At 65.8% G+C, this 16,336-nt stretch carries 16 protein-coding genes and 1 pseudogene; 13 read left to right on the top strand and 4 right to left on the bottom strand.

From position 1 onward, the window contains the following. The 4 genes and pseudogenes from HNW77_RS15445 to HNW77_RS15460 form a co-directional block, all read right to left on the bottom strand. Nucleotides 1-320: pseudogene (locus HNW77_RS15445) on the bottom strand (mechanosensitive ion channel protein MscS); the annotation flags it as partial. Nucleotides 321-516: 196 nt separating this feature from the next. After that, nucleotides 517-1,119, bottom strand: coding sequence for an RDD family protein (locus tag HNW77_RS15450; RefSeq protein ID WP_172158838.1), 603 nt, complete (start codon nt 1,117-1,119; stop codon nt 517-519). A gap of 226 nt (nt 1,120-1,345) precedes the next feature. Next, nucleotides 1,346-2,581, bottom strand: a complete 1,236-nt coding sequence (argJ, locus tag HNW77_RS15455) for a bifunctional glutamate N-acetyltransferase/amino-acid acetyltransferase ArgJ (protein ID WP_172158840.1) — start codon at nt 2,579-2,581, stop codon at nt 1,346-1,348. A gap of 86 nt (nt 2,582-2,667) precedes the next feature. Further along, the gene (locus tag HNW77_RS15460; protein WP_172158842.1) at nt 2,668-3,531 is read right to left on the bottom strand and encodes a peptidylprolyl isomerase; all 864 of its coding nucleotides are present in this window, start codon (nt 3,529-3,531) and stop codon (nt 2,668-2,670) included. A 285-nt stretch (nt 3,532-3,816) separates the two neighbouring features. On the opposite strand from HNW77_RS15460, the gene secA reads away from it, so the two are divergent. The 13 genes from secA to tilS form a co-directional block, all read left to right on the top strand. After that, nucleotides 3,817-6,558 carry a preprotein translocase subunit SecA gene (gene secA, locus HNW77_RS15465; RefSeq protein ID WP_172158848.1) on the top strand — a complete coding sequence of 914 codons (2,742 nt, stop codon included), beginning with the start codon at nt 3,817-3,819 and terminating at the stop codon, nt 6,556-6,558. 66 nt (nt 6,559-6,624) lie between these two features. Then, entirely contained in the window at nt 6,625-7,374 is a 750-nt protein-coding gene (locus HNW77_RS15470; RefSeq protein ID WP_172158850.1) for a YebC/PmpR family DNA-binding transcriptional regulator, read from the top strand. 8 nt (nt 7,375-7,382) lie between these two features. Further along, nucleotides 7,383-7,889 (top strand): crossover junction endodeoxyribonuclease RuvC, encoded by a 507-nt coding sequence (gene ruvC / locus HNW77_RS15475; protein WP_172158851.1) that lies wholly within the window; start codon nt 7,383-7,385, stop codon nt 7,887-7,889. Beyond that, nucleotides 7,886-8,506 (top strand): Holliday junction branch migration protein RuvA, encoded by a 621-nt coding sequence (ruvA, locus tag HNW77_RS15480; protein WP_172158853.1) that lies wholly within the window; start codon nt 7,886-7,888, stop codon nt 8,504-8,506. Before ruvC ends, ruvA begins: the two co-directional genes overlap by 4 nt. Continuing rightward, nucleotides 8,503-9,564 carry a Holliday junction branch migration DNA helicase RuvB gene (gene ruvB, locus HNW77_RS15485; protein ID WP_172158854.1) on the top strand — a complete coding sequence of 354 codons (1,062 nt, stop codon included), beginning with the start codon at nt 8,503-8,505 and terminating at the stop codon, nt 9,562-9,564. Before ruvA ends, ruvB begins: the two co-directional genes overlap by 4 nt. After that, entirely contained in the window at nt 9,551-9,970 is a 420-nt protein-coding gene (locus tag HNW77_RS15490; RefSeq protein WP_172158856.1) for a YbgC/FadM family acyl-CoA thioesterase, read from the top strand. The genes ruvB and HNW77_RS15490 overlap by 14 nt, the downstream gene beginning before the upstream one ends. Before the next feature lie 201 nt (nt 9,971-10,171). Then, a complete protein-coding gene (tolQ, locus tag HNW77_RS15495; protein ID WP_241694520.1) occupies nt 10,172-10,837 on the top strand; it encodes a protein TolQ in 666 nt (221 codons plus the stop codon). A gap of 1 nt (nt 10,838) precedes the next feature. After that, the gene (gene tolR, locus HNW77_RS15500; protein ID WP_078524994.1) at nt 10,839-11,270 is read left to right on the top strand and encodes a protein TolR; all 432 of its coding nucleotides are present in this window, start codon (nt 10,839-10,841) and stop codon (nt 11,268-11,270) included. Nucleotides 11,271-11,300: 30 nt separating this feature from the next. After that, on the top strand, nt 11,301-12,293 hold the full coding sequence (locus HNW77_RS15505; RefSeq protein WP_172158859.1) for an energy transducer TonB: 993 nt from the start codon (nt 11,301-11,303) through the stop codon (nt 12,291-12,293). A 30-nt stretch (nt 12,294-12,323) separates the two neighbouring features. After that, nucleotides 12,324-13,691, top strand: a complete 1,368-nt coding sequence (tolB, locus tag HNW77_RS15510) for a Tol-Pal system beta propeller repeat protein TolB (protein ID WP_172158861.1) — start codon at nt 12,324-12,326, stop codon at nt 13,689-13,691. Nucleotides 13,692-13,939: 248 nt separating this feature from the next. Continuing rightward, nucleotides 13,940-14,413, top strand: a complete 474-nt coding sequence (gene pal, locus HNW77_RS15515) for a peptidoglycan-associated lipoprotein Pal (RefSeq protein WP_130730707.1) — start codon at nt 13,940-13,942, stop codon at nt 14,411-14,413. 113 nt (nt 14,414-14,526) lie between these two features. Continuing rightward, the gene (locus tag HNW77_RS15520; RefSeq protein ID WP_172158862.1) at nt 14,527-15,276 is read left to right on the top strand and encodes a tol-pal system YbgF family protein; all 750 of its coding nucleotides are present in this window, start codon (nt 14,527-14,529) and stop codon (nt 15,274-15,276) included. Between the two features lie 15 nt (nt 15,277-15,291). Next, nucleotides 15,292-16,336, top strand: a 1,045-nt coding sequence (gene tilS / locus HNW77_RS15525) for a tRNA lysidine(34) synthetase TilS (RefSeq protein ID WP_172158864.1), incomplete at its 3' end; no start/stop codon positions are given.

Here is a 16,336-nt window from a genome sequence, read left to right on the forward strand (position 1 = left end):
GTTCGCCGACCTGGCCTTTGTGGGGCGGGGGCAGGCGCAGGGGTGGCTGGCGCGGGCAGGCCCCTGGCGATGGCATCAAGGGTTTTGGTGAATTCCTCGCGCTTCTGCGGGTCGTTCATCACCGAGAGCACCTGCTGGGCCTGCTGGGCGGTGATGGTCTGCCCCGTGGCCTGGGCGGCCGCCGTGCCGGGATCGGCGGCGTGGCCCTGGGGAATGCAGGGCAGGAGGGCGAGCAGGAAAGCCGCCAGCACTGTCAGGATGCCGCCCCGTCGGGACTGTCTGGATACGGGATGGGCGCGCGTCGTGAAATGGGCTGACATGCCGATTGTTCACCTCCTTGAAAATACAAAACCCCGCCGGGACGGGTTCAGGCTCCCCTGCCAAATGACACAGTCCCCCCACCCGGTCGCTGCGCAGGGGGCCATGTCACCTTACCGCCTGAAACCATGCAATATCAGGACAAAAGATTGCCAAAGCCTGCATGGTTGCATTCTTGGCATGCCTTTTTTGCGTTTTTCAGCCCCATTGCGGGGGCTGGGGGGCCAGGGCGCGGGCCTCGCGCCGGATCACGCAGGTGCCGGCCAGAATGTCGTGCAGCGCCTGCTTGCGCTGCGTCCACATGACCATGAGGAAGCCTATGCCAAGCAGCAGCGCCGAGAGATATTTGCCAAAATAGCGCCCCGCCGCCCGCAGCGGCGTGATCCGGTTGCCATACAGGTCGGTCACGCGCATCTGGCAGGCCAGCTTGCCCGGCGTGGCCTGAAAGCGCGAGGATTCAAACAGGATGAAATAGAGCGCGGGCAGCAGGATCGATGTCAGCTCGAACAGGCCGTTCCCGTTCCAGTGCAGGTGGGGCATGGTCGAGACGATGGTGTAGTCGGCCTGCGTGTAGCTTGCGGGCTGGATGTAGGAGATGCGGTAGTCACCACCGCTGCCGCCAGTCGCCTGCGGGTCGAAGATCGAGACCGAAAGGCTTGGCGGCACCAGCAGCAGGCCCATCAGCCCCAGCACCGCCCACAGCACGATGGCATCGATCACATGGGCGACCACGCGCATCCAGAACCCGGCATAGGTCCAGATTTCGGTGGGGGAGGCAGGGCGGAAAAACGGGTTTGTCATGCAGGGCATTCCTGTCTGGCTGCCAAGGGGTTCACCCGTACAGCAATGCCACTGCCCAGTGCGAAGCGGAAGCGGGAAAAAAGCGCCGTCCCTCAGGCAGGCCCGGTGACTGTATAAAAACATAAGGAAGTTTCTGGTGAAGCTTTCCCTAAAACTTGGAAAAGAACGCCGCCTTTTTGAAAAAAGGCGGCACCCAAAAACTTTTATGACTTTTTATTGGTGCCGATCAGCTGCGATAGGAGCCGTTGATGTCGATATAGCCATGCGTCAGGTCGCAGCCCCATGCCTGCGCCGTGCCATTGGCCAGGCCCAGGTCGATCGCGATCTCGATTTCCCGGCCCTTCATGTGGGCCACGACCGGAGTTTCATCATAGTCGGGCACCACGGTGCCGTTCTGTGCAATCCATGTGCCGCCAATGCCGACTGATAGCGTATCACGGTTGGCGGGCTCGCCGCATTTGCCCACTGCCATGACCACGCGGCCCCAGTTGGCGTCCTCGCCCGCCACGGCAGTCTTGACCAGCGGCGAGTTGGCCACGGCCATCGCCACCCTGTGGGCCGATTCATCGGAGGTGGCGCCCGTTACGACAACATGCATCATCTTGGTCACGCCCTCGCCATCGCGGATGACGAGCAGGGCCAGTTCCAGCAGCAGCGAATCAAGCGCCGCGCGGAAAGCGGCCAGTTCGGGCGAGGCAGGATCGGTGATCCCGGCATTGCCAGCCTGGCCTGTGGCAAACAGCAGCACCATGTCGGAGGTGGAGGTGTCCGAATCCACCGTGATGCAGTTGAAGCTGCGGTTCACGCCCTCGGTCAGGAAGGACTGGAGCACGCTGGCGGGCAGCTTCGCGTCGGTTGCGACGAAGGCGAGCATGGTAGCCATGTCGGGGGCGACCATGCCGCTGCCCTTGGCAATGCCCTGGATGCGCACCGTGGTGTCACCGATCCTGGCCGTGCGGGTCGCGGCCTTGGGGAAGGTGTCGGTGGTCATGATGCCACGCGCGGCATCCGCCCAGCCATCAGCCGAGAGGGTTGCGTACAGGCCGGGCAGGGCGGCTGAAATCTTCTGGTAGGGCAGCACCTCGCCAATCACGCCGGTGGAGGCGAGGAACACCTCGCTGGCGGCGCAGTTGACCAGGCGGGCGGCATCGGCCGCGTTGGCCTGGGTCGCTTCAAACCCGGCCCGGCCGGTAAAGACATTGGCGTTGCCCGCATTGACCACCAGCGCGCGCGCCCGGCCATCGGCCATGGCGGCGCGGCACCAGTCCACCGGCGCGCCGGGGCATTTGCTTTTTGTATAGACGCCCGCCACCGTCGTGCCCGGTGCGAACTCGGCCATGACCAGATCGGTGCGCCCCTTGTAGCGGATGCCGGCCTCGGTCGCGCCAAAACGCACGCCCGCCAGCGGCGGCAGTTCGGGCAGGGGCTGGGCAAGGGGGGAGACGGGCAGGGCTTTGGCCATGGTCGGTCGGCTTCCGGTGCGGGGTCGGGGAGAAGGAACTCGGGTGGCGCGGCAGGGCACAGGCCCCGCCGCGCGGCAGGCCGCCTTTAGTGGGCGGGCTGGTTTTCAGGCAGGGGCTTGCCATCGGGGCCGTAGCGCACGACCTTGACCTGCGCCAGCGCGTTGGCAACCGCCTTCTGCACGCCGTCCTGGATCAGCTTCTGGCGGATCTGGTCGCGCGTTGCATCAAGCGTGGGGGTGGGGGCGGTGCGCTTGCCCAGCACCTGGATCACGTGCCAGCCGTACTGGGTGTGCACCGGGGTCTGGCTGTAGCTGTTGGGCTGCATGGCGGAGGCCGCATCCCAGAAGGTCGGCAGCATGTCGCCCTTCTTGAACCAGCCCAGGTCGCCGCCATTCTGCTTGGCCGATCCGGGATCCTTCGACAGCTTGGTGGCCAGCTGCCCGAAATCGGCGCCGCCCTTGAGCTGCTTGATCACGTCGTTGGCCTCGGCCTCGGTCTGGACCAGGATGTGGCGGGCATGGATTTCTTCCGCACCCGGCTTGTTGGCGTAGTTCTTGTCGTAATACGCCTTGACCGCATCATCGGTCAGGGTCGGCGCGACCTGGGCCGAGAGGTAGGCATTCTGCAGCGCGCCCTGCGCGGCCTGCTGCATCTGCTGCTGCACGTCGGGCTGCTTGTCCAGCCCGGCCTTGGTGGCGGCAAGCTGGATGGCGCGCTGGTCAACAAGCTGGTTGAGCAGGATCGGCACGATGATGTTGTCGGGCAGCTTGCGCAGCTGCTCGGGCATCGTGGCCATGGCCTGCCGCACGTCATTGAGGCGGATGTCCTGCCCGTTCACGCTGGCGAGCAGCGGATTCTGGTCCGCCGTGGCCGGTGCGGCAGGTGCCGCAGGCGCGGGGGAGGCCGCCATTGCAGGAGGAATGATGAAAGAGGAAGCAAGCAGGGCCATCGTTGCGACAGCCTTTGCCGGACTGATAGTCCGCATGTGCAAAAAACCCTAGTTATGAACGCGTTCGGCAGGCATCATGGCGAAGGGCGGCCCGGCCTGCAAGGGCCGTATGGCGGATGGCCGTTTTCCCCCGCTTTTTCCATGGTGCCGCGCGCCATCGGTTGACCCGTGGCGGCGCGGGTCCTATCTCATGTCTCCGCGCGAGAATTTTATCCGCACGCCTGCCCCGTCCCCGCCAGTTCCTGTGTTGCGGGCGTACGGGAATGTCATTCCGGGAAGGTCTTCATGTTCGCCAGTATTGCCCGCGCCCTGTTCGGAACCGCCAATGACCGGGCGCTGAAATCGTATCAGCGGCGGGTGCCCGCAATCAACGCGCTCGAGCCGCAGGTCCAGGCGCTCGATGATGCCGCCCTTGCCGCCAAGACCCCGGAATTCCGCGCCCGCATCGCCAAAGGCGAAAGCCTGGACGCCCTGCTGCCCGAAGCCTTTGCCGTCTGCCGCGAGGCGGCGAAGCGGGTGCTGGGCATGCGCCACTTCGATGTGCAGCTCATTGGCGGTATGGTGCTGCATGATGGCAAGATTGCGGAAATGCGCACCGGCGAGGGCAAGACCCTTGTCGCCACCCTTGCCGTCTATCTCAGCGCGCTTGCGGGCCAGGGCGTGCATGTCGTGACCGTGAACGACTACCTTGCCAGCCGCGACGCCGCCCAGATGGGCGCGCTGTATGGCTTCCTTGGCCTGAGCGTGGGCGTGGTCGTGCCCAACATGCCCGAGGACGAGCGCCGCGCCGCCTACCGCGCCGACATCACCTACGGCACCAATAACGAATTCGGCTTCGACTACCTGCGCGACAACATGAAATACCGCGTGGAAGACATGGTCCAGCGGCCCTTCCACCATGCCATCGTCGATGAAGTCGACTCGATCCTGATCGACGAGGCCCGCACCCCGCTCATCATCTCCGGCCCGGCGGAGGACAGTTCCGGCCTCTACCGCTCGGTCGATGAAGTGATGGTCGCCCTCGTGGCCGACCCCGAGGCGTATGAGAAGGACGAGAAATTCCGCTCCGTCATCCTGACCGAAAAGGGTGCCGAGCAGGTGGAGGACCTGCTGCGCGGTGCCGGCGTGCTGCATGATGGCGGCCTGTATGACAGCCAGAACGTGGCGGTGATCCACCACGTGCAGCAGTCGCTGCGCGCCCATACGCTGTTCACGCGTGATGTGGATTACATCGTCAGCGGCGGCAAGGTGGTCATCATCGACGAGTTCACCGGCCGCATGATGGAAGGCCGCCGCTACTCCGATGGCCTGCACCAGGCGCTCGAGGCCAAGGAACACGTGGAGGTGCAGCAGGAGAACCAGACGCTGGCCTCCATCACCTTCCAGAACTACTTCCGCATGTATCCGCGCCTGTCGGGCATGACCGGCACCGCCATGACGGAAGCCGATGAATTCGCCGATATCTACAAGCTCGACGTGATCGAGATCCCGACCAACCTGCCCGTCGCCCGCAAGGACGATGATGACGAGGTCTATCTCACCGCGCGCGAGAAATACGAGGCGGTTGCCGCCCTCATCAAGGAAATCAGCGCCACTTCGGGCCAGCCGGTGCTTGTCGGCACGACCTCGATCGAGAAGAGCGAGCATCTCTCCTCGCTGCTGCGCAAGAACGGCATCAAGCACAGCGTGCTCAATGCCCGCTTCCATGAACTCGAGGCCGAGATCGTGGCGCAGGCTGGCGCGCCGGGGGCGATTACGATTGCTACCAACATGGCCGGGCGCGGCACCGACATCAAGCTTGGCGGCAATGTGGACATGCTGATCAGCCAGAAGCTGGCCGGCATTGAAGACCCCGAGGAGCGCGCCCGGCAGGAAGAGGCCCTGCGCGCGACCGTGGCCCGCGATCACGATATCGTGCGCAAGGCGGGCGGCCTGTACGTGATCGGCACCGAGCGCCATGAAAGCCGCCGCATCGACAACCAGTTGCGCGGCCGTGCCGGGCGGCAGGGTGATCCGGGCAATTCGCGCTTCTTCATCTCGCTTGAAGATGACCTCATGCGCATCTTCGGCACCGACCGCATGGGCAACATCCTGCAGAAGCTCGGCCTGAAGGAAGGGGAGGCAATCGTCCATCCCTGGATCAACAAGGCCCTTGAGCGCGCGCAGAAGAAGGTCGAGGCCCGCAACTTCGACATGCGCAAGAACACGCTCAAATATGACGACGTGATGAACGACCAGCGCAAGGAAGTATACGCCCAGCGCCGCGAATACATGGCGGCGGAAGACCTTTCGCCCATCATCACCGAAATGCGCGAGGACGTGATCCACGAGATCGTGGCCCGCCGCATCCCCGAGAAATCCTTCCCCGAGCAGTGGCTCAAGGATGAGTTGGCGCAGGATGTGCAGACCGCGCTCAACCTCACCCTGCCCATTGCCGAGTGGGCGGCGGAAGATGGCGTGGATGGCACGGTGGTGACCGAGCGCATCGAGCAGGCGGCCGCCCAGGCACAGGCCAGCCGGGCCGCCAATTTTGGCCCCTCCGTCATGCGCTTTGTGGAAAAGCAGGTGCTGCTGACCACGTTCGATGCGGTGTGGAAGGAACACCTGCTCGCCCTTGACCAGCTGCGCCAGGGTATCGGCCTGCGCGCCTATGGGCAGAAGGACCCGCTCAACGAGTTCAAGCACGAGGCGTTCGAGCTTTTCCACGCCATGCTCGACCACCTGCGCGCGCGGGTGACGTCCTCCATGGCGCGGGTGGAAATCGCGCCGCCGCCCATCGAGAACCCGTTTGCAGGCGTTGCCGAAATCCATTCCGACCCCGAAGTGCCGGGGCTGGAGAACGAGCCGGGCCCCGGCCTCATGCCCGATGCGGCGGGCAACCTGCCCGACCCCGCCATGGGCAAGCCGATCGGGGCCGCGGCCATCATGCCCGATGACCCCTCAAGCTGGGGCGAGGTCTCGCGCAATGCGGCCTGCCCGTGCGGGTCGGGCAAGAAGTACAAGCATTGCCACGGGCGGCTGGTCTGAACGGCCAGCCCCGCCCGGGCCGATACGCAAGACAGTAATCAAGAACAGCACGATCAGGGACGAACGATGGCAGGTCATTCCCAATTCAAGAACATCATGCACCGCAAGGGCGCGCAGGACGCCAAGCGCGCCAAGCAGTTTGCCAAGGTCATCCGTGAAATTACCGTGGCCACGCGCGAAGGCATGCCCGACCCGGCCATGAACCCGCGCCTGCGTGCCGCAATCTCCGCCGCGCGTGAAGTCAACATGCCCAAGGACACGGTCGAGCGCGCGATCAAGAAGGCCAGTGGCGCAGGTGGCGGCGATGACTACACCGAGGTCCGCTACGAAGGCTACGGCCCGGCTGGCGTTGCCGTGATCGTGGAGGGGCTGACCGACAACCGCAACCGCACGGCATCCGACGTGCGGGCGGCTTTCTCCAAGCATGGCGGCTCGCTGGGCGAGACGAATTCGGTCTCCTTCATGTTCACCCGCCTTGGCGTGATCGCCTACCCGCTTGATGCCGCGAGCGAGGATGACCTGATCGAGGCCGGGCTCGAGGCCGGTGCCGAGAATGTCGAGACCGTGGACGGCATGCATGAGGTGACCTGCCCGGTCGAATCCTTCTTTGCCGTGCGTGACGCGCTGGAAAGCCGCTTTGGCGAACCGGCCTCCGCCAAGCTGGACTGGCGGCCGTCGAACACCGTCGAACTCGATGAGGACAAGGCGCGCAGCGTGTTCAAGCTGATCGACACGCTGGAAGATCATGACGACGTGCAGGCCGTGTACGCCAATTTCGACGTGCCGGACGACGTGGCCGAAAAGCTCTCGGCCTGACCCGGCCTGTGGTCCGTATCCTGGGCATCGACCCCGGCCTGCGCTTTACGGGCTGGGGGGTGATTACGGCGCAGGGCAACCGGCTTAGCCATGTGGCCGATGGCGTGATCGCCACCGATTCGGCGCTGAGCGTGCCCGAGCGGCTGCGCCACCTGCATGATGCGCTGCTGGAACTGGCCCGCAACTTCGCCCCCGATGAAGCGGCGGTGGAAGAAACGTACGTCAACCGCAACGGTGCCGCCACGCTCAAGCTGGGCTATGCCCGTGGCGTAGGGCTGCTGGTGCCCATGCTGCTCGATATTCCGGTAGCCGAATACGGCGCCAAGACGGTCAAGCGCGCGGTGGTGGGCACGGGTGCCGCCACCAAGGAGCAGGTCAGCATGATGGTCCGCCGTATCCTGCCTGCCGCCCTGCTCAGGCGCGCCGATGCGGCGGATGCGCTGGCGGTGGCCATCTGCCACGCGCATCATCGCGCCTCCGCCATCCATATCGCCAACGCCACGAGGATGGCATGATCGCGCAGCTACGCGGCCTGCTGGCGCAGGTCGAGTCCGATCGCTGCGTGATCGATGTCAGCGGCGTGGGCTACCTCGTGCAGGCCTCGAGCCGCACGCTCGCAGCCCTGCCGCAGCCGCCGGAACTGGCCCTCGTGCTGGTCGAGACCGTGGTGCGCGAGGATGCGATCCTGCTCTACGGCTTTGCCGAAGCCTCGGAGCGCTCGTGGTTCCGCCTGCTCACCACCGTGCAGGGGGTGGGGGCCAAGGTGGCGCTGGCCATCCTGTCGGTGCTGCCGCCTGCTGAACTGATGATGGCCATAGGCGGGGGTGACAAGACCATGCTCACCCGCGCGGGCGGCGTGGGCGCGCGCCTGGCCCAGCGCATCGTGACCGAACTGCGCGACAAGTGCGAGGGCATGCCCACGGGTGCGCCTGCGGGCGGGGGTGTTCCGGGTGTGACCATTACAATGCCCACGCCGCGCAGCATTGCGGCGGATGCGGTGCTGGCGCTGTCCGGCCTTGGCTTCCGGCGGGCGGAGGCGCAGCCTGTGGTCGAGCGCGTGATTGACCGCTTCGAGGGGGATGTGAACCTCGATGTCGTGATCCGTGACGCGCTGAAGGAACTGGCCCGATGAGTGAGCACCCCGAGCGCGAGATCGACGCCCGCCGGGCGGAGGAAGACGCAGGCGAAGGCAGCCTGCGGCCGCAGACGCTCGATGACTTCACCGGCCAGAAGGCCAGCCGCGAGAACCTGGCCATCTTCATCGCCGCCGCCCGCCAGCGTGGCGATGCGCTGGACCATGTGCTGCTGCATGGCCCGCCCGGCCTGGGCAAGACCACGCTGGCGCAGATCGTGGCGCGTGAACTGGGCGTGGGCTTCAGGGCCACGTCGGGGCCGGTGATCCAGCGCGCGGGTGACCTGGCGGCCATCCTGACCAACCTCCAGCCGCGCGATGTGCTGTTCATCGATGAAATCCACCGCCTGCACCCTTCCATCGAGGAAGTGCTGTATCCGGCGATGGAGGATTTCCAGCTCGACCTGATCATTGGCGAGGGACCGGCCGCGCGCTCGGTGCGCATCGACCTCTCGCCGTTCACGCTGGTCGCTGCCACCACGCGGGCGGGGCTGCTGGCCACGCCGCTGCGCGACCGCTTTGGCATTCCGCTGCGGCTGGTGTTCTATACGCCTGAGGAACTGTGCCAGATCGTCTCGCGCGGGGCGCGCAAGCTGGCGTTCGACCTGACCCCGGAAGGGGCGGAGGAAATTGCCCGCCGCTCACGCGGCACGCCGCGCATCGCGGGCCGGCTTTTGCGCCGGGTGCGCGACTTCGCCGCCGTGGCGCGGGCGGGGTGTGGCCCGGTGGACCGCGCGCTGGCCGATGCGGCGCTCTCGCGCCTCGAGGTCGATTCGATGGGGCTGGATGGCATGGACCGCCGCTACCTGCGCCGCATTGCCGAATACCATCATGGCGGTCCGGTTGGAGTCGAGACATTGGCCGCAGCCCTGGCCGAGGCGCGTGACACGCTTGAAGACGTGATCGAGCCCTACCTGATCCAGGAGGGGCTCGTGCTGCGCACCAGCCGTGGGCGCATGCTGGGCGAGCGGGGCTGGCGGCATCTTGGCCTGCAGCCCCCCGCCCGCGTGCCCGGCCAGGGCGACCTGCTTGGAGAGGGGCGTGATGGTTCAGCATAACATCGATTTTCGCATCTATTACGAGGATACGGATGCGGGCGGCGTAGTCTATCACGCCCGCTACCTTGCCTTTGGCGAGCGCGCGCGCACCGAGGCCATCCGCGCGCAGGGCCACTCGGCGGCTGACCTGCTGGGCGATTTTGGCCTGGCCTTCGTGGTGCGCCATGCCGCCATGGACTACCGCGCCCCCCTGCGGCTTGATGACATCGTGCGCGTTACGACTCGCCTGACGGAACTCGGCGCCGCAAGCTGCAGGCTGCTCCAGACCTTCGAGCGGGCCGGGGCGGCTGAAAAACTTGATTGTGGCACGCTGGATGTGCGGCTGGCCTGCGTGCGGGCCGCTGATGGGCGCGCCGCCCGATTTCCGCCGTTATGGCGTGATCTGTTGCGCGGACTGGTCGCCTGAACGTTACAAAGCCATGCACCGCATGTGTTCTTTTTGTGTCATGGGTTGACCGTGATGCAAGGCTGTGCGGAAAGCAGGTTGGCCGTGGCTTGCCAAACGGGCAATCTTCGTGTTTGAGCGAACGGCCAAGGTGGGCAGGAGGCGTATTTGGACCAAGCGGTTAATGCAGCGAATCTGGGTGCTGCAGCGGGTGATCTTTCGATGTGGGCGCTGTTCATGCACGCCTCGATCGTGGTCAAGCTCGTCATGATCGGGCTGGTGACCAGCAGCGTGATTGTCTGGGCCATCATTTTTGATAAATTTACCACCATCCGCCGGGTCAACCGGCAGGCCAACGATTTCGAGGAGCGCTTCTGGGCCGGTGGCAGCCTTGAGGATCTGTACGAATCCGATGGCGCCAAGCCCGTGCACCCGATGGCCGCCGTGTTTGGCGCCGCCATGGGGGAGTGGCGGCGTTCCTCGCGCATTGCCGGCATCGACCTGGTGCATGGCGGCGTGCAGGACCGCGTCAACCGCGCCATGGCCATTACGATCACGCGCGAGATGGACCGGCTGAACCGCTGGATCATCTTCCTCGCCACAATCGGGCCGGTGGCGCCGTTTATCGGCCTGTTTGGCACGGTGTGGGGCATCATGCACGCATTCGGCTCGATCGCGGCCATGCACAACACCAATCTCTCGGTGGTGGCGCCGGGTATTTCCGAGGCGCTGTTCGCCACCGCCATCGGCCTGGTCACGGCCATTCCGGCCGTGATCGCCTATAACGTGGTCAGCAACAGCATGAGCGTGTTCGAGGACCGGCTGGATGCGTTCGGCACCGAGTTCGCCGCCATCCTGTCGCGCCAGTCGGAAGAAAGGGGCGCGTAACATGGGGGCAAGCCTGGGCGACCTGCGGGGGCGGCGGCGCAAGCGGCGCCCCATGGCCGAGATCAACGTCACGCCGCTGGTGGACGTGATGCTGGTGCTGCTCATCATCTTCATGGTGACAGCCCCGATGATGACCAGCGGCGTGAACGTGGACCTGCCCAAGACCGATGCGGCCCCGGTCAATACCGATACCAAGCCCATCACGGTCTCGATCCGCTCCAATGGCGACCTGTACCTGGGTGATGAACCCGTGTCGCAGGACCAGCTGGTGGACCAGCTCAGGGCGGCGGCGCAGAATGACAGCGAGCACCGCATCTTCGTGCGCGGCGACCAGCATATCGATTATGGCCGCGTCATGCAGATCATGGGGCAGATCACGGCGGGCGGCTTCACGCATGTGGCCCTGCTGGCCCAGCAGCCACCCGGTCACTAAACAGAATCTGATGCCAGGAGCCGTCTGATCGTGGTCCCACCGCGTCGTTCCGAACGCATCCTCATGCGGCGTTCCATCCTGGTGTCGGGCGGGCTTCATTTTGCCCTGCTGGTGGCGGTGCTGCTCAGGCTGCCGGTGCCGGTGCCCAAGGAGCCACCGCCACCGCCCACCATCGAGATGGAATTCGCAGCCGATACGGGCACGGCAACGCCCCACAAGGGCGACAAGCCAGCCCCCAGGCCCGCGCCTGCGCCCGCTCCGGTAAAACAGGAGGCCCCGCCTTCGCCCACGCCGCCGGAAAAGGAACCCAACGAGGAGGCCGCTCCGCCGCCACCGCCGCCGCCGCCCATGCCGCCGCCGCAGCAGGTGTCAAAACCCGTGCCGGATGCGCCAACTCCGCCGCGTGAGCAGACGCCCTCGCCCGATGCGGTGCCCCTGCCGCCCACGCCGCCCAAGGCGGCCCCCGCGCAGGCGCATGCCCCCGTGCCGCCTTCCGCGCAGCCTGACCCCACGGCCGCGCCCAAGGTGCAGGAGGCCTCACGCACCACGCAGCCTAACGAGGCCAAGAAGCATGTGCCCGACACGCACTCGCTGCTGGCAACACTCGATACCTTCCGCGCGGACCAGAAGCAGACGCACCCGCCCAAGGCCCGGCCCAACCCGCAGCAGGGGGGCGCCCCCGATGGCGGTGGCTCGCCCGATGGCGATATTACCAGTTCCATGACCGCCACCGAGCAGAAGGCCATCGGCAATTCGGTGCGGCGCTGCTACTCGGAAGATACGGCGGCGCGTAATTATGCCCAGTTCGTGGCGCATCTGGTCGTGACCGTGGATGGCACCGGCACGGCGCGCATGGTGGATTTCGCGCCGCAGACACAGGCACAGATGGCGGCTGACCCCTCCTATCGCGCGCTGGCCGAACGGGCGCGTGATGCGGTGCTCAGCCCGACCTGTGCCAAGCTGCCCATTCCGCAGAACCTGCTGGGCCAGACCCGGCAACTGAAATTCGTATTCCGTCCCTGATACAAAGCGGGCGAAGACGAGGAGAGGAAAATGATGTCAAGCGTAAAGCCATTGATCCCGGATGATGATGCCGCACGGCTGGCATCGGCCTTCAGCCGGCGTGGTTTCATGGGCGCGGGCGTTGCGGGGGGGCTCATGGCCACGCCGCTATTCGCAGCAGGTACCGCCCATGCACAGGATGCGGGTGCTGCCGAAATTACGGTGGATCAGGCGCGCACGGCCCCCATTCCCATCGTCCTGCCCTCGCTTGGCGGTGGCGTAGCCCAGCAGATCACGGATGTGATCTCGGCTGACCTGGGCAATTGCGGCCTGTTCCGCCCCATCAGCGCCAGCATGCCGCAGGGCACGCCCCCGTTTGCCACCTACAAGTCGATGGGCGCGCGCGCGGTCATGACCGGCAAGGTGGTCGAGCAGGGCAGCAGCCTGCGCGTGGAGTTCCGCCTGTGGGATGTGCTGACGGCCAAGCAGTTGCAGGGCACGGCCTATACCGCGGCCAGCCAGGACTGGCGCCGCATCGCGCATGTGATTGCCGATGTGATCTACAGCCGCCTGCTGGGCGAGCAGGGCTACTTCAACTCCCGCATCGCCTATATCGCCCGCTCCGGCCCGCGCGCGCGCCAGGTCACGCGGCTTGCCATCATGGACCAGGACGGCGCGGACAGCCGCTACCTGACCAACGGGCAGTGGCTGACACTCACGCCGCGCTTCAACCCGGCCAATAGCGAGCTGGCATTCATGTCATATGCCAACTACAGGCCGCGTGTTTACCTGTTCAACCTCAATACCGGGCAGCAGCGCCTGCTTGGTGACTTTACGGGTATTTCATTTGCGCCGCGTTTCGCACCCAACGGGCAGTCGGTCATCCTGTCGGTCACGCGCGGCAGCGGGTCGGACATCTTTGTGGTCGATCTGGCCACGATGGCGCGCCGGCAGATCACCTCGTCCGGGGCGATCGACACCAGCCCGTCCTACAGCCCCGACGGGTCGCAGATCGTGTTCAACTCCGACCGTGGCGGCTCGCAGCAGCTTTACATCATGAATGCGTCGGGCGGCGATGCGAAGCGGATTTCCTACGGTCACGGGCGCTACGGCTCGCCCGTATGGTCGCCGCGCGGCGACCTGATCGCGTTCTCGCGCATTGCCAATGGCACCTTCTCGCTTGGCGTGATGGCGCCCGATGGCACCGGCGAGCGAATCCTGACCCAGGGCTTTACGGTGGAAACCCCCACTTTCTGCCCCAACGGGCGCGTGCTGGCCTTCTGCCGCCAGAGCGCGGCCGGAGCAAATGGTGCCGGATTTGCAACAGGTATCAATACAATTGACATCACCGGCTTCCATGAACGCGCCCTGCCGGCGGGCAGTTCGTCTGATCCGGCGTGGTCTGGCCTAAATAAATAAGTTTTTTCAATGTGTTGGACAAACACATCGCCAGAACCTACTCATTTGGCAAATGGCGGGTATGTGTTTGTTCCGCGTTGACTGAAACCGGATTTGACAGCTATGCTAATGGCGGTTTCCAGCGATCGCGAGTTTCTGTTTTACAATTTGTTTGGCAGGGCGCAACGAGACTCGGGACCGTTCTATATTTAAATCCGGAAATTCAACAAATGGTTTCGAAACAAGAAACCGATCCAGGATCCAAAGTAATGAAACTGAAGCTTTTTGGTGCGGCCGGTCTGGCTCTCTTCCTCGCGGCCTGTTCTGACCATGCGAACAAGAACGCCAACACCGGCGCTGCCACGCAGCAGCAGGTTGGCCCCGTTCCCGGCAGCGAGGCCGATCTGGTCGCGACCGCAGGTGACCGCGTGCTGTTCGCGCTGAACCAGAACACGCTGTCCAGCGATGCGAAGGCAACGCTCGACAAGCAGGCCGCCTGGCTGGCCAAGTACCCGCAGGTGCATGTGCAGATCGCCGGTAACTGCGATGATCGCGGCACCGAGGAATACAACATCGCGCTGGGCGAGCGTCGTGCCAACGCGGCGCATGACTACCTGGTGGCCAAGGGTGTCGATGCATCGCGCATCACCACCATCTCCTATGGCAAGGACCGTCCGACCGCCGTTGGCGATGACGAGGCTTCCTGGGCCCAGAACCGCAACGCCATCACGGCGGTGCAGTAAGTTTCTGCCAGCACTTCCACGAAGTGTGGCGGTATGGAACCGGCCGGGCGCTTATCGCTCGGCCGGTTTTGTTTTAGGTAGACGTGCGTCGTATTGCTTGAAGGGTATGGTCCATGCGGTCTGTTATGTCGTGTTTCCTTGCGGTTCCTGGCCGGTTTTCACGCTGGGGGCGGGTTGGCATGCTGGCAGGTGGCGTCTCGCTGGCCTGTCTGGCCAGTGCGCGCGCAAGCGACAATGGCAACCTTACCCTGCAACTGCTTGACCGGGTCAACACGCTCGAAGAGCAGACGCGCGAGATGCGTGGGCAGATCGATCAGCTCACCAATCAGGTGCAGCAGCAGAATGCCGCCATGAGCAAGCAGATCGATGACATGAATTTTGCCATGCAGCAGCATGGCCATGCCGCCCCGGCGGTGCCGGCCCCGGTCACGGCGGCTGCTGGCGTGACGCCAACGGCCCCGGCCCCCACCACGGCCAAGCGCAGTCCCGATGACGTGCTCAAGGCGGGTAATGATGCGCTGTTGCAGCATGATTACGCCACGGCGCAGGCCGATGCGCAGCAGGTGCTGTCAGGCCCCAAATCTGCCAGGCAGATTGATGCACAGTATCTGCTGGCCCAGTCGCTGGCGGGGCAGAAGCAGTATCGCCAGTCCGCCCTGGCCTATTACGATACCTATAACCGTGCGCCACACGGCCAGCGCGCGCCCAGTGCCCTGCTGGGGGTTGCGGCAACACTGGTGGCGCTGAACGACAAGGCCTCCGCCTGCCAGGCGCTGGACAAGCTTGCGAGTGAATTCCCCACCCCCGCCCCGCGCATCAAGGCCGCCGAGCAGGTGTACCGCAAGCGCGCCAAATGTAGCTGATTGCCTGTAGGGCACATGCAGCCTTCCGCACCGGTCAGCCCGGCCTGTTTTGCCGCCCGCATGGCCGCGCTGGGTCCCTGGCCGGGGCAGGGCGTGCCTGTCTGCGTTGCGGTATCAGGCGGGGCAGACAGCATGGCGCTGGCCATTCTGGCACGGGGCTGGCGGCGTGACGTGGTGGGGCTGGTGGTGGACCATGGCCTGCGTGCCGAGTCGCGGCGTGAGGCCGAGCAGACGGTGGCCCGCCTGGCCCGGCTGGGCATGCCGGCCCGCCTGCTGGTGCTCGAGGGGCTGGCGCGCGGCCCCCGCATGGCCGAGCGCGCCCGGCGCATGCGCTATCAGGCCCTGTTCGCCGCCTGCCGCACCCTTGGTGCGCTTGACCTGCTGGTGGCCCACCATGCGGGCGATCAGGCGGAAACCGTGCTCATGCGCCAGCAGGCCGCAAGCGGCGATGACGGGCTGGCCGCCATGGCGGTGGCAACGGACATGGCGGATGTGCGCCTTGTCCGCCCGCTGCTGGGCATGGGCAAGGCAGCCCTTTACGCCACGGTGCGGGCAGCGGGGGTGAACTGGGTGGAAGACCCCTCCAACGCCGACCTGCGCACGGCCCGCGCCCGGGCGCGCCACACCCTGGCAGCGGATTCCTCCCTCGCAGGCACGCTTCTGGCCGAGGCCGGGCAGGCCGGGCAGGCCCGTCAGGCCCGCGACGGGCAGGATGCATGCTGGCTGGCCGCCCATGCCCGCTTTCACCCCGGTGGCTGGGTGGTGCTGCCCCCCGGTCTGGCGCCGCCACGGCTGCTGTCGGCCCTGATCCGCGCGGTCGGCGGGCGGGATTATGCCCCGGCGCGCGAGGCGGTGGCAGCCCTTGCGGCCCGGCCCCGGGCGGCAACACTGGCCGGGGTCGCCCTCATGCCATGGCGGGCGGGGCAGTGGCTCGTGGCCCGTGAGGAAGCAGCCCTTGCGCCCCCGATAGCCGCCACGGCCGGGGCCCTATGGGACCGCCGTTTCATCCTGCATGCACCCGCCCTGCCCTGCGGCCACCATGGCGCAACCGGCCCCGCCG

The organism is Komagataeibacter melomenusus (genome assembly GCF_013155395.1).
Lineage (GTDB): Bacteria > Pseudomonadota > Alphaproteobacteria > Acetobacterales > Acetobacteraceae > Komagataeibacter > Komagataeibacter melomenusus.

Bases quoted from the DNA above. Each gene is read 5' to 3' on its own strand.
- argJ (WP_172158840.1), bottom strand. From the start codon at position 2,581: ATGGCCAAAGCCCTGCCCGTCTCCCCCCTTGCCCAGCCCCTGCCCGAA.
- HNW77_RS15450 (WP_172158838.1), bottom strand. From the start codon at position 1,119: ATGACAAACCCGTTTTTCCGCCCTGCCTCCCCCACCGAAATCTGGACC.
- HNW77_RS15470 (WP_172158850.1), top strand. From the start codon at position 6,625: ATGGCAGGTCATTCCCAATTCAAGAACATCATGCACCGCAAGGGCGCG.
- HNW77_RS15520 (WP_172158862.1), top strand. From the start codon at position 14,527: ATGCGGTCTGTTATGTCGTGTTTCCTTGCGGTTCCTGGCCGGTTTTCA.
- pal (WP_130730707.1), top strand. From the start codon at position 13,940: ATGAAACTGAAGCTTTTTGGTGCGGCCGGTCTGGCTCTCTTCCTCGCG.
- HNW77_RS15460 (WP_172158842.1), bottom strand. From the start codon at position 3,531: ATGGCCCTGCTTGCTTCCTCTTTCATCATTCCTCCTGCAATGGCGGCC.
- tolR (WP_078524994.1), top strand. From the start codon at position 10,839: ATGGGGGCAAGCCTGGGCGACCTGCGGGGGCGGCGGCGCAAGCGGCGC.
- secA (WP_172158848.1), top strand. From the start codon at position 3,817: ATGTTCGCCAGTATTGCCCGCGCCCTGTTCGGAACCGCCAATGACCGG.
- ruvB (WP_172158854.1), top strand. From the start codon at position 8,503: ATGAGTGAGCACCCCGAGCGCGAGATCGACGCCCGCCGGGCGGAGGAA.
- ruvA (WP_172158853.1), top strand. From the start codon at position 7,886: ATGATCGCGCAGCTACGCGGCCTGCTGGCGCAGGTCGAGTCCGATCGC.
- HNW77_RS15490 (WP_172158856.1), top strand. From the start codon at position 9,551: ATGGTTCAGCATAACATCGATTTTCGCATCTATTACGAGGATACGGAT.
- tolB (WP_172158861.1), top strand. From the start codon at position 12,324: ATGATGTCAAGCGTAAAGCCATTGATCCCGGATGATGATGCCGCACGG.
- tolQ (WP_241694520.1), top strand. From the start codon at position 10,172: ATGTGGGCGCTGTTCATGCACGCCTCGATCGTGGTCAAGCTCGTCATG.